Source organism: Streptomyces sp. L500 (genome assembly GCF_054551825.1).
Window position 1 is genome coordinate 460,405 of record NZ_JBTOLC010000002.1, and the last position, 12,359, is coordinate 472,763.

10 protein-coding genes are annotated in these 12,359 nt (G+C 74.3%); 5 read left to right on the forward strand and 5 right to left on the reverse strand.

Annotated elements, in window-relative coordinates; all coding sequences use genetic code 11:
* Positions 1-21 precede the first annotated feature (21 nt).
* Together ACX9I7_RS04905 and ACX9I7_RS04910 are read left to right on the forward strand one after the other, a co-directional pair.
* Positions 22-963 carry a dihydrodipicolinate synthase family protein gene (locus ACX9I7_RS04905; RefSeq protein ID WP_459386597.1) on the forward strand — a complete coding sequence of 314 codons (942 nt, stop codon included), beginning with the start codon at positions 22-24 and terminating at the stop codon, positions 961-963.
* Positions 964-1,037: 74 nt separating this feature from the next.
* Entirely contained in the window at positions 1,038-2,399 is a 1,362-nt protein-coding gene (locus ACX9I7_RS04910) for a hypothetical protein (protein WP_459386598.1), read from the forward strand.
* Here the strand turns inward: ACX9I7_RS04910 and ACX9I7_RS04915 are convergent.
* The 3 genes from ACX9I7_RS04915 to ACX9I7_RS04925 all read right to left on the reverse strand — a co-directional run bounded on the left by ACX9I7_RS04915 (position 2,384) and on the right by ACX9I7_RS04925 (position 5,992).
* Entirely contained in the window at positions 2,384-3,982 is a 1,599-nt protein-coding gene (locus ACX9I7_RS04915; RefSeq protein WP_459386599.1) for an AMP-binding protein, read from the reverse strand. The genes ACX9I7_RS04910 and ACX9I7_RS04915 overlap by 16 nt on opposite strands.
* A gap of 172 nt (positions 3,983-4,154) precedes the next feature.
* The gene (locus ACX9I7_RS04920; RefSeq protein ID WP_459386600.1) at positions 4,155-4,817 is read right to left on the reverse strand and encodes a response regulator; all 663 of its coding nucleotides are present in this window, start codon (positions 4,815-4,817) and stop codon (positions 4,155-4,157) included.
* A complete protein-coding gene (locus ACX9I7_RS04925) occupies positions 4,814-5,992 on the reverse strand; it encodes a sensor histidine kinase (protein WP_459386601.1) in 1,179 nt (392 codons plus the stop codon). Before ACX9I7_RS04925 ends, ACX9I7_RS04920 begins: the two co-directional genes overlap by 4 nt.
* Positions 5,993-6,124: 132 nt before the next feature.
* On the opposite strand from ACX9I7_RS04925, the gene ACX9I7_RS04930 reads away from it, so the two are divergent.
* Both ACX9I7_RS04930 and ACX9I7_RS04935 read left to right on the forward strand, forming a co-directional pair.
* Entirely contained in the window at positions 6,125-7,027 is a 903-nt protein-coding gene (locus tag ACX9I7_RS04930) for an ABC transporter ATP-binding protein (protein ID WP_459386602.1), read from the forward strand.
* 5 nt (positions 7,028-7,032) lie between these two features.
* Entirely contained in the window at positions 7,033-7,857 is an 825-nt protein-coding gene (locus ACX9I7_RS04935; RefSeq protein ID WP_459386603.1) for an ABC transporter permease, read from the forward strand.
* Between the two features lie 10 nt (positions 7,858-7,867).
* On the opposite strand, the gene ACX9I7_RS04940 is transcribed toward ACX9I7_RS04935, so the two are convergent.
* Complete coding sequence (locus tag ACX9I7_RS04940) at positions 7,868-10,219, reverse strand: Tex family protein (protein WP_459386604.1); 2,352 nt, start codon at positions 10,217-10,219, stop codon at positions 7,868-7,870.
* A 140-nt stretch (positions 10,220-10,359) separates the two neighbouring features.
* Positions 10,360-11,226, reverse strand: a complete 867-nt coding sequence (locus ACX9I7_RS04945) for an SCO6745 family protein (protein ID WP_459386605.1) — start codon at positions 11,224-11,226, stop codon at positions 10,360-10,362.
* A gap of 125 nt (positions 11,227-11,351) precedes the next feature.
* On the opposite strand from ACX9I7_RS04945, the gene ACX9I7_RS04950 reads away from it, so the two are divergent.
* A complete protein-coding gene (locus tag ACX9I7_RS04950) occupies positions 11,352-12,332 on the forward strand; it encodes a GlxA family transcriptional regulator (protein ID WP_459386606.1) in 981 nt (326 codons plus the stop codon).
* Positions 12,333-12,359: the final 27 nt, after the last annotated feature.

Sequence of the window (12,359 nt, forward strand, 5' to 3'; positions counted from 1 at the left end):
CCGGACGGAATGCTGTACCGCGTGACGCACCTGCCCACACCCCTGACCGGCGTCGTCCCCCCGCTCTGCACCCCCCTCACCCCCGGCGGCGACGTGGACGTCCGCTCCCTCGTCTCGCTCGTCGAACACCTGCTGGACGCCGGGGTCCACGCGGTGTTCGCCCTCGGCACCAGTGGCGAGGCCGCCTTCCTGAGCGATGCCCAGCGCGACGAGGTCCTGCGGATCACCGTCGAGACGGTGGCCGGACGGGTGCCCGTGCTGGCCGGCGTGATCGACACGGCCACGGCCCGCGTCGTCGACCGGGCGCTGGCCGCCGCCGCCCACGGCGCCGACGCGCTCGTCGCCACCGCGCCCTTCTACGCCGGGACGCACCCCGCCGAGACCGCCGACCACTTCCGCCGGATCCGGGCCGCCGTCGGCCTCCCGCTGATCGCCTACGACATCCCCCAGCACGTCCACAGCAAGCTCACCGCGCCCCTCCTCCTCCGGCTCGCCGAGGACGGCACCCTCGCCGGGCTCAAGGACAGCAGCGGCGACCTGGGCGGCTTCCGCCGCCTGCTGGTCGCGCTGCGCGAACGCGGCCTCGACGGCACCTTCGCCGCGCTCACCGGCTCCGAGCTCACCGTGGACGCCGCCCTGCTGGCGGGCGCCCACGGCGTCGTCCCCGGGCTGGGCAACGTCGACCCGGCCGGGTACGTCCGGCTGTACGACCACGCGCGGGCCGGGCGCTGGCCGGAGGCGGCGGCCGAGCAGGACCGGCTCGCGGCGCTGTTCGCCCTCGTCGACGCGGGGGACACCGCCACGATGAGCGGCGGCGCCGCCGCGCTCGGCGGCTTCAAGGCAGCGCTGCGCGCGCTCGGCGTCATCGACTGCGCGGCGACGGCCGCGCCCCAGCGGCCGCTGTCCGACCAGGCCGTCGCCGAGGTCCGCCGACGACTGGCGGAGGGCGGACTGCTCACGTAGCGCCGGACGCTCACGTGGCACGGCCTTCCTGCCGAAGACGAACGGTGACGCCGACCGGTGGGAGAGAGCCGTTCATGGACGAGGTGACCGCGCGCTACGTGGAACTGTGCCGCGCCGACGGGAGCGGGCTGAGCCGGGCCGTCGCCGAGGCCGAGCTGCCGGGCTGTCTGCGCGACGCCCGGCTGCTGGCCCGGCCGCTGTTCGCCGACGAACCGGAGCTGCGAGCGGCGGTCGACGACCTGCTGGCCCTCTTCGACGTCCTCGTCTCCCTGCCCGACCGGCTCTTCGACGGCGACGTCGAACGGTACTGGGCGGCCCTGGGCGGCGAGCCCCGCATGGCCCCGCTGCTGCGGCGCCACGCCCACGCCGGGCGGCCCGCGGACCGCTTCGGCCGGGCCGACCTCTACCGCGACGAGTACGGCCGCTTCGCCCTGCTGGAGTTCAACATCGCCGGCGGAGTGGGCGGCTTCGAACTGGGCGAACTGCCCCGCTCCCTCGAAGCCGTGCCCGCCTTCGCCGCCTTCGCCGAGCGGTACGCGCTGCGGCACGTACGGACCGCCGAACGCGTGGCCGCGACGCTGCGGGCCGTGGCGCCGCGCCCGTCCCCCGTGGTGGCGCTGGTGTTCGCACCGGGGGCGCTGCCCCGGTACCGGCGGCCGATCGCCCCCACCGTCGCGGTGCTGGAGGGCCAGGGGCTGGACGTCGTCCTCGGCGAACTGGGCGACGTGCGGGGCGACGGCGGGAAGCTGTTCGTCGGCACGGCCCGCGTCGACGTGGTACTGCGCTTCTTCACCGTCGACGACACGATCGGGCACGAGGACGGCCTCGCCGCGATCACCCGCGCCGACGAGAAGGGGACGGCAGTCCTGTGGACCGGGCTGGACAGCGCCCTGTTCACCAACAAGGGCGCCCTCGCGCTGCTGTCCGACCCCCGGTGCGACGCCGTGCTGTCCGCGCGCGAGCGGCGGGCGGCGGAACGGATCCTGCCGTGGACCAGACTGCTGACCGCGCCGCTGGTCGACCGGTGCGTCGAGGAGCGCGAACGGCTGATCCTCAAGCCCTGCCGGGGCTTCGCGGGCTCGGGCGTCGTCGCGGGCTGGGCCTGCCCGGAACGGGAGTGGCGCGACGCGCTGCGCGACGCCGCCGGCGGCGGGTTCGTCGTACAGCGCCGGGTCGTGCCCCGGCCCGAGCCGGTCGTGGACCCGGGGACGGGGGCGACCGAGGACTGGACGCCGGTCTGGGGCCTGTTCGTCACCCCCGACGGGTACGGGGGCAACGCCATCCGCGTGCAGCGCGCCACGGGCGGCGACGTCATCGGCTACAGCACCAGCACCGAGACCCTGGCCACCGTCGCCTTCACCCGGCCCGCCGGCGATCCGGCCGCCGGTGATCAGCTCGCCGACGACCGGCCCGCCGACGCTCAGCCCGCCGGCTGAGCGCGCGCCGTCGTGTCCCCGTGGAGCAGCCCCTGGTGCCCCGCCCAGTAGGGCGCGCGCAGGGCCGTCTTGTCGACCTTGCCGATGGGAGTCAGCGGCAGCGCGTCGACGAACTCGAAGCTCGCGGGCAGATAGACGGGCCGCTCCAGCTCGGCCAGCACGCACTTGCGCAGCTCGTCGAGCTCCACGCGCGCCCCGGGAGCGGTGACGACGACGGCGTGCACGGCCTGCCCGTACAGCGGGTGCGGCACCGGGATCACCGCGGCGGCCCGCACCGCCGGGTGGGTGGTCAGCGCGTTCTCCACGAGCGGCGAGTAGATGGTGGACCCGGCCTCCCCCGTGATGATCACGTCGTTGCGCCGGTCCATGAGGAAGAAGTAGCCCTCCTCGTCCCGGTAGCCGAGATCGCCGGTGCGCAGCCAGCCGTCCGGGTGGAACACGGCGGCGGTGGCCTCCGGCTGGTTGAGGTAGCACTCCATGACGCGCGGCCCGCGCGCGCAGATCTCGCCGACCTCTCCCGGCGGCAGGGGCCGGCCCTGCTCGTCGCGGACCTCCGTCTCCATGTCGGGGAAGGAGCGGCCGACGGAACGCAGCAGTCTGCCCTCGTCCACGAGGTGATCGGCGGAGTCCAGCGCTGTGAGGCCGAACGCCTCGGTCTGGGCGTAGAGCTGCCACAGCACCGGCCCGAACCGGTCCAGGGCCTGCTGGAGCCGGTCCGGGGTGATCGGGCTGGCCCCGTACATGACGCGGCGCAGCCGGGAGCAGTCGACGCCGGCCAGCCCCGGGTGGTCGAGCAGCCGGTACAGCATGGGCGGCATCAGCATCATGGCGGTGATCGGCTCGTTCGTCAGCGCTTCGATCACCGCCTCCGGAGTGAAGCGGTCCAGGAGCGTGAGCGTGCTGCCCCCGGCCAGGCCGCTCAGCGCGTACAGCCCGCCGACGTGGGCGATCTGGCTGGTCACCAGCAGCGTGACGGGCTCGGGGAGGAACGGGTTCGCCAGGATCGTCCGGTACATCCGGTGCCGGTGCAGGATGGCTTTGGTGAGGCCCGTGGTGCCGCCGGAGCACAGCACCGTCTCCACCTGCCCGGCGTGCGCCCACGTCGGCTCGTCGGCCGGGCGGGCGCGCCGGACGACGTCCATCAGGTCCGGCGCCGGCCCGCCGGATCCCAGCGTCAGCAGGCGGGCCCCGGGGAAGGCGCTGGTGACCGCGTGCGCGCAGGTCTCCGAGATCCGGTCGTCCACGACAAGGACGTCGGCGGGAACGTTCGCCGCGACGCTGGCGTACTCGGCCGGGCCCCGGTCCACCGGCATCGGCAGGAACCGCGCCCCCACCAGGTGCGCCGCGAACGGCACGCACACCGCCTCGGCGCGGTTTCCGCTCGCCAGGGCGACGGTGGTGCCGGGCCCCAGGCCGAGGGACCGGAATCCGGCGGCCATCTGACGAATCGTTTCTGCAAGCTCGGCGTAGGTCATCCGGAGATCCCGGTACACCACGGCCTCCCGCGTCCCGTACCCCGGGAACACCTCGTCCACCAGCCGAGCGGCATAGCTGCGCCCCGCCGCTCCGTCCGACCCGTCCATGGGCCCGCCTCCTCTTCCGGTTCCGGTAGGCGCCCCTGGTCGGGTCAGGACGGGGACGTCACACGGGACGACGGCGCGGACGCGCGTCGTCCCGTGTGATCGATGGCCGGTGGCGGGTCGGGTCTCACCGGGAAGGCCGCTCATTCATCCGGTCGGGCGCAGGAATCGGCCGTCAGTGAGGCGCGGTCACCAGTCCCGCCTCGTAGGCGGTGATCACGAGCTGGACCCGGTCCCGGGCGCCCAGTTTGGTGAGCAGCCGTGACACGTGCGACTTGGCGGTGGCCACCGTGATGAAGAGGTCCTCCGCGATCTCGGTGTTCGACCGGCCGCGTCCGACCAGGGTCAGGACCTCCCGTTCCCGCTCGGTGATGCCCTCGACCGGGCGCGGCGGGCGCCGCGGGGCGGCCTCGGGGCGCCCGGCGAAGTCCGCGATCAGACGGCGCGTCACCCCCGGTGCGAGCAGCGCGTCGCCGGCGGCGACGACGCGGATCGCCGCGAGGATGTCGTCCAGTGCCATGTCCTTGACGACGAAGCCGCTCGCGCCCGCCCGCAGGGCGCCGCGGACGTGGTCGTCCTCGTCGAAGGTGGTCAGGACCAGGACACGGGCCGCCGTGGGACCGGCCGTGATCAGACGGGTGGCCTCGATGCCGTCCATGCCGGGCATCCGGATGTCCATCACCACGACGTCGGGGTCGAGCTCGCCGACGAGCCGGACCGCCTCGGAGCCGGTGGCGGCCTCGCCGACGACCTCCAGGTCGGGATGGTCGGCCATGATCACGCGCAGCCCGGACCGCACCAGCGGCTGGTCGTCGGCGAGCAGGATCCTGACGGTCACCGGGCCGCCACCTCGACCGGAACGCCGCCGGGCGCGGGCAACGGCAGCCGGGCGGCCACCCGGAAGCCGCCCCCGGGGCGCGGGCCGGCGCTGAGCCGGCCGCCCAGCAGGCCGGCCCGCTCGCGCATGCCGATGATGCCGAAGCCGTGGGCCGGGCCGTCGCCGGTGATGCCACGCCCGTCGTCGACGACCTCCACGGACAGTTCCTCGTCGCCGTGGTCGATGGTCACCCGGCAACTCCCGGTGCCCGCGTGGCGGACCACGTTGGTCAGCGCCTCCTGCACGATGCGGTAGGCGGAGAGATCGATGTCGGCGGGCAGCGGGCGCTCGCTCCCGCCGCGGCGCACCTCGACGTGTACCCCCGCGTCCCCGGTCGCCGCCGCCAGCCGTTCGATGTCGGCCAGTCCCGGCGCGGGTGACCGCTCGGGGGCGTCCGTGTCCCGGTCGGCCTGACGGAGCGACACCAGCGTGCGGCGCAGGCCCGACAGGGTCTCCCTGCTGGTGGCCTCGATGGCGCGCAGCGCCTCGCGGGCCTCCGTCGGCCGGCTCTCGATGACCCGGCTGCCCACACCGGCCTGGATGGCGATGATGCCGACGCTGTGCGCGACCATGTCGTGCAGCTCCCGTGCGATCCGCAGCCGTTCGGCGGTCACGGCCTCGGCCACCTCCCGCGAGCGCAGCGCCACCGCGTGCTCGCGGCGCTCACGGACGAGGAGGCCGGCCGTGCAGGAGGCGGCCATCGCCAGGAGGCCGACGAGCCCGTTGACGGACAGGTTGTCCCCGTGCGCGAAGAGGCCGGTGACCAGCAGTTGCACGATGAAGGACACGGCCACGGCGATAACCGGGGCACGGCGGGCACGGGTGGCGACGACGATGCCCAGAACGAGGTCCACCGCCAGGTATCCCAGGAACTCGCCCTGGTACGAAGCCGTCGGGATCGCGTGGGCGGAGCTCGGAGGGCCCACCACGGCGGCCGTGGATCCGAGGAGCGTCAGGGCGAGGGCGGCCGGCGGCAGCCGTCGCACGACGCCGGCGAGCAGGCTCGCGGCGAGCAGTGCCCCGACGCCGTGGACCGTGCCCGACGCCCGTGGCGCGGCCCCCACCAGCAGGGCCACCATGAGGAGGTAGGCGGCGGCTCCCGCCCAGGCCACGGCCTTCGTATCGATCGGATTCACGCCGCGAGACTAACCGGCCGTCACCCGCGCGGCGTCAGCCCGGGGACGTACGCCCACGGGCCAGTGCCCGGCGGACGATTGCCGCCCACGGCCCCATGCGGGCAGGCAGGCCCTCCCGGCAGTCTCGGTGCCGTGATCGAAGTCAACGAGCTCACCAAGCGCTACGGCGGCAAGACGGCCGTCGACCAGCTGTCCTTCACCGTGCGGCCGGGCCGGGTCACCGGGTTCCTCGGCCCCAACGGAGCCGGCAAGTCCACCACCCTGCGGATGATCCTCGGCCTGGACGCGCCCACCGCCGGCACCGCCACCGTCGGCGGCGTCCCCTTCCGGAGCCATCCGCGCGGGCTGCGGCACGTCGGAGCCCTCCTCGACGCCGGGCAGGTCCACGGCGGCCGCAGCGCCGTGGCGCACCTGTCCGCCTTGGCCCGGAGCAACGGCATACCGCGACGCCGGGTGGACGAAGTGCTGCACGAGGTGGGACTGGCCGAGGCGGCGAACCGCCGCGTCGGCGGCTTCTCCCTCGGCATGAAGCAGCGGCTGGGCGTCGCCACCGCCCTCCTCGGCGACCCGCCCGTGCTCATGTTCGACGAGCCGGTCAACGGCATGGACCCGGAGGGCGTGCTCTGGGTACGCCGGCTCTTCCGGCGCCTGGCCGCCGAGGGGCGCACGGTCTTCCTCTCCAGTCACTTGATGTCGGAGATGGAGAACACCGCCGACGATCTCGTCGTCATCGGCCGGGGCCGCCTCATCGCCGCCGAGCCGCTCCGGGACTTCGCGGCGCGCGGCACCCGGCGCGGCGTCGTGGTGGGCACGCCGCGGGCGGCGGAGCTGGCGGCCGTGCTGACGGCGGCGGGCGCCTCGGTCGAGCCGGAGGGACCGGAGAGGCTCGTCGTCACCGGGCTCCCGGCGGACCGGATCGGGGCACTCGCCTTCGAGAAGGGAATCCGACTGGACGAACTGGCCACCCGCACCGCCTCGCTGGAGTCGGCCTTCATGGCACTCACCGCCGAGAGCACCGAATACCAGGCAGGATAGGACCGATGACGACACTCGCCCCCGTTCCCCGGACCACCTCCGTCGCCGGGCCGCCCGCCCGTTTCCGCGACCTGCTCGCCGCCGAGTGGATCAAGACGCGATCCCTGCGCTCCACGCCGTGGACGCTCGCGCTCACCGTGCTCTTCGTCATCGGCTCCACCGCCGTGGCGACGATGACGGACGACGCCACGGTCTCCGGGCCAGCCGACTTCCGGCACTACGACGCCTATCCACCGGCCGGCTACTGGACGCTGATGCTCATCGCGAGCAGCATGGGCGCCCTCACCGTGGTGAGCGAGTACGGCAGCGGACTGATCCGCGTCACCACCGTGGCCGTCCCCGCCCGTGGCGCGGTGGTGCTGGCCAAGGCCGCCGTCACCGCCGCGCTGTGGACGGCGGTCGGCACGATCGCCTCCCTCGGTTCCTTCCTGGTCTCCCAGGCCGTCCTGGCCGGACGGCACGCGGCCGTGCCGATCACCCACCCCGGGGTGTTCCGGGCGGTGGCCGCGACCGCGCTGCTGGCGCCGGTCTGCGCGCTGGTCGGCCTGGGTCTCGGCGTCCTCCTCCGGCACGCCGCCGCGACCATGGTCACCGGCGTCTTCGTCCTGCTGATGCTGCCCACCATGTTCCCGGAGAGCGACCGCTGGTCGGCGGACGTCAAACACGCGCTGGTCTCGGCCGCCTGGAGGCGCCTGATCGAGACCTGGGAGCCGGGTCCCGCGTCTCTGGCGTACACCGCCACGGTCTCCGGCTCCTGGATCGTCTACGCGCTCTGGCCACTGCTCACGGTCGCGCTCGCCGTGCTGGTGGTGAGGCGCCGCGACGTGTGAGCGCGCCCCGCTACCGCCCCAGCAGCCCCGCGCGCCGCAGCGCGTCGGCCATCGCCCCGTCCGCCGGGGGAGCGGCCTGTCGGCCGCCCTCCGCCCGGCGGGGGCGCGGGGCATTGCCGCGGCGCTCGCCGCGCTCCGCGCGCTCGCGGGGCGCGCCGCCGCCGGAGCGAGCCGGCGACGCCTCGTCGTCCAGACGGAGCGTCAGCGAGATCCGCTTGCGCGGGATGTCGACGTCCATCACCTTCACCCGCACGATGTCGCCGGGCTTGACCACGTCGCGCGGGTCCTTCACGAACGTCTTCGACATCGCCGAGACGTGCACCAGGCCGTCCTGGTGGACGCCCACGTCCACGAAGGCGCCGAAGGCCGCGACGTTGGTGACGACGCCCTCCAGCAGCATCCCCGGCGTCAGGTCGCCGATCTTCTCGACGCCCTCCTTGAAGGCCGCCGTCCGGAACGCGGGTCGCGGGTCGCGGCCCGGCTTCTCCAGCTCGCGGAGGATGTCCGTCACCGTCGGCAGCCCGAAGGAGTCGCTCACATAGTCCTCGGGACGCATCGAGCGCAGCGCCGCCGTGTTGCCGATGAGCGCGGCGACGTCGCCGCCCGTCGCCTTCACCATGGACCGCACCACGGGGTACGCCTCGGGGTGGACGCTGGAGGCGTCCAGCGGGTCGTCGCCGCCGCGGATGCGGAGGAAGCCGGCGCACTGCTCGTACGCCTTGGGGCCCAGCCGGGCCACGTCCTTGAGGGCCTTGCGGGAGCGGAAGGGGCCGTTGGCGTCGCGGTGGGCGACGATGTTCTCGGCGAGGCCGGAGCTGACGCCGGAGACCCGGGAGAGCAGCGGCGCCGAGGCGGTGTTGACGTCGACGCCGACGCCGTTGACGCAGTCCTCGACGACCGCGTCCAGCGAGCGGGACAGCTTCACCTCGGACAGGTCGTGCTGGTACTGGCCGACGCCGATCGACTTCGGGTCGATCTTCACCAGCTCGGCGAGCGGGTCCTGGAGCCGGCGGGCGATGGAGACCGCGCCGCGCAGGGAGACGTCCATGCCGGGCAGCTCCTGCGAGGCGAACGCGGACGCGGAGTAGACCGAGGCGCCGGCCTCGGAGACCATCACCTTCGTCAGCCCCAGCTCGGGGTGACGGGCGATCAGGTCGGCCGCCAGCTTGTCGGTCTCGCGGGAGGCCGTGCCGTTGCCGATCGCGACGAGCTCCACGCCGTGCTCGCGGGCGAGGCGGGCCAGGGTGGCCAGCGAGGCGTCCCACTTGTTCTGCGGGACGTGGGGGTAGATGGTCTCCGTCGCGGAGACCTTGCCGGTCGCGTCCACGACGGCGACCTTCACGCCCGTGCGGAAGCCCGGGTCCAGGCCCATCGTGGCGCGCGTGCCGGCCGGGGCGGCGAGCAGCAGATCGCGCAGGTTCGCCGCGAAGACGCGGACGGCCTCGTCCTCGGCGGCCTGGCGCAGCCGCGTCCGCAGGTCGATGCCCAGGTGCGTCACGATCCGGGTGCGCCAGGCCCAGCGCACGGTGTCGCCCAGCCACTTGTCCGCCGGACGGCCCCGGTCCGCGATCCCGAAGCGCCGGGCGATCATCTGCTCGTAGGCGCTGGGGCCCTCGGTGGACTCCTCCGGCGCCTGCGGCTCCAGGGTGAGCTCGAGGACGTCCTCCTTCTCGCCGCGCAGCATCGCCAGCACCCGGTGCGAGGGGAGCTCGGTGAAGGGCTCGGCGAAGGCGAAGTAGTCGGCGAACTTCGCGCCCGCCTCCTCCTTGCCCTCGCGCACCTTCGCGGCCACCCGCCCGCGCGACCACATGCGCTCGCGCAGCTCGCCGATCAGGTCGGCGTCCTCGCCGAACCGCTCGGTGAGGATGGCGCGGGCGCCTTCCAGCGCGGCGGCGGCGTCCGCGACGCCCTTGTCCCCGTCGACGAACGCGGCGGCCGCCGCCACCGGGTCCACGCTCGGGTCGCGCAGCAGGCCGTCGGCCAGCGGCTCCAGCCCGGCCTCGCGGGCGATCTGGGCCTTGGTGCGCCGCTTGGGCTTGAACGGGAGGTAGATGTCCTCCAGGCGGGCCTTGGAGTCGGCCTCGCGGATCCGGGCCTCCAGCGCCTCGTCCAGCTTGCCCTGCGACCGTACGGACTCGAGGACCGCCGCCCGGCGGTCCTCCAGCTCCCGCAGATACCGCAGCCGCTCCTCCAGCGTGCGCAGCTGCGCGTCGTCGAGCGCCCCGGTCGCTTCCTTGCGGTAGCGCGCGACGAACGGCACGGTGGACCCGCCGTCGAGCAATTCGACGGCGGCCCGCACCTGCCGCTCCCGCACGCCGAGCTCCTCGGCGATCCTGCCTTCGATCGACGTCGACGTCGTCACGATCACGCTCCGCTTTCCCTGTTCCGCGGCGGTTCCGCCGCGCTGAGCCGCGATCTGCATTGTGGCAGGTACCGGTGACAGAGCCCGCGCGCCCGGCTTTTCCCGCAGGTCGGAGCGGCTACTTCCGCAGGTCGGAGCGGTTACCCCCGCAGGTCGGACGGGAAGGCGCCGCCCTCCACCAGGGTCGTGGTGTAGCCCTGGGCCAGCTCGGTCAGCCGCGCGACACCGGCGGCGCCCAGGTGCTCGTAGGGGGCGCGGTCCAGGCGGTCCGTCGCGTCCTCCAGCTCCTCGCGCAGGTCGACGCCGGCCTGCGTCAGCGTGCCGTCCGTGTTCAGCAGCCCGCGCTCCAGCAGCCGCTCCCGGCCGGCGGCCAGGTCGTCCTCGCTCCAGCCGCGCGTGCGCAGCAGCCACTTGTGGGACATGCCCTTGCCGGTGGCGGAGTGGGTCAGGACCGCCTCGATCGGGTCGATGCCGGCCTGGACGAGGACCATCAGGTGGCCGTCGCCCCGGTACTCGCGCAGCAGCGTGGTGGCATGCCACAGCGCCAGGTGCGGGGCGTCCGGCACGGGCAGGTCGGCGTGGGCCGCGTACAGGGTGCGCATGGACCGGTCGCAGGCCTCGGTGGCCCGCAGCGCGAGCTCGGCGGCCTCGGCCATCTCGGCGGAGGCCACGGTCTCCTCGCCGAGCAGCCGCCGCAGCAGGGCGTCGGCGGCGCGCAGCCGCGCGGCCAGGACGTCCTCGGGGGAGGCGATGTCCCAGACGGCGGGGATGTGCCGGGAGATCAGCTCGTGGCTGAAGCTGAAGAACGAGGCCGTCACCGGGCCCGGCCCGACCCGGCCGAAGGCGGCGGCGCGCCCCGCCAGATAGACGGCGCCGAAGCTCTCGGTGCCGCCGATGCCGAGGGCGCCCACCTCCTGCTGGATCTCCGGGGAGAAGTACTGGGCCGAGTGGTAGGGGTTGAGGAAGGACTGGCAGCGCCGAGCGGAGCCGGCGGGCAGGGAAGTCATGTCCCGTACCGTACGTACTGGTTGGTACGGAAGGAAAGGATGAAGGTCACAGCCGCCACCGATGGCAGGAAAGGTGGGGAACCCGTCATTGCGGCCATGACGGGAGGGCGGCCAGCATGGAGGCCATGAGAACCCGCACGGTGCTGATCGTCCTCTTCGAGGGGATCCAGCCCCTCGATGTCACCGGCCCCCACGAGGTGTTCGCCGGAGTGCGAGCCGACCGCGGCGCGGAGGGCGGCTACGAGGTGCGCACCGCGACGATCGACGGCGCGCCGGTCCGCAGCACGAGCGGGCTGCGGCTCGCCCCCGACGCGGCCCTCGCCGACTGCGCCGTGCCGGACCTGCTCGTCGTCCCCGGCGGGGAGGGCGCCCTGGAGCCCGATCCCCGGATCGTGTCCTGGCTGCGCGTCAACGGCCCCCGGGCCGGGCGGCTGCTCTCCGTCTGCACCGGCGCGTTCCTGGTCGCCGCCGCCGGGCTGCTCGACGGCCGGCGCGCCACCACCCACTGGGCGTACTGCGACCGGTTCACCGAGCGCTTCCCGGACGTGCTGCTGGACCCCGAGCCCATCTTCGTGCGCGACGGCCGCGTCGCCACGTCGGCCGGCGTGACGGCGGGCATCGACCTGGCGCTCGCCGTCGTCGAGGAGGACCACGGCCGGCAGGTGGCCCTCACCATCGCCCGCCACCTGGTCGTCTTCCTCCGGCGGCCCGGCAACCAGCGGCAGTTCAGCGTGCCGCTCGCCGCCCAGACGGCCGGGCGCCCGACACTGCGCGACATCCAGCACTGGATCGTCGAGCACCTCCGCGCCGACCTGTCGGTGGACGCGCTCGCGGACCGCGCGGGCCTGTCGCCCCGGCACTTCGCCCGGGCCTTCCGGGACGAGGTGGGGATGACGCCGGGACGCTACGTCGACCTGGTGCGCCTGGAGGCCGCGCGACGGCTGCTGGAGGACACCGGGCAGGGCGTGGAGGAGGTCTCCCGCGCCTGCGGCTACGGCACGCCCGAGGCGATGCGGCGGGCCTTCGTCCGGGCCCTGGGCGCGGGCCCGGCCGAATACCGGCGGCGCTTCCGGCCCATGACGACGGTTCAGCCGATCGCGGTCTGACCGCTTCCCTTCAATTCCCTTCAACTC

Coding starts and splice junctions, on each gene's coding strand:
- ACX9I7_RS04935 (WP_459386603.1), top strand. CDS start 7,033: ATGACGACACTCGCCCCCGTTCCCCGGACCACCTCCGTCGCCGGGCCG.
- ACX9I7_RS04945 (WP_459386605.1), bottom strand. CDS start 11,226: ATGACTTCCCTGCCCGCCGGCTCCGCTCGGCGCTGCCAGTCCTTCCTC.
- ACX9I7_RS04915 (WP_459386599.1), bottom strand. CDS start 3,982: ATGGACGGGTCGGACGGAGCGGCGGGGCGCAGCTATGCCGCTCGGCTG.
- ACX9I7_RS04910 (WP_459386598.1), top strand. CDS start 1,038: ATGGACGAGGTGACCGCGCGCTACGTGGAACTGTGCCGCGCCGACGGG.
- ACX9I7_RS04950 (WP_459386606.1), top strand. CDS start 11,352: ATGAGAACCCGCACGGTGCTGATCGTCCTCTTCGAGGGGATCCAGCCC.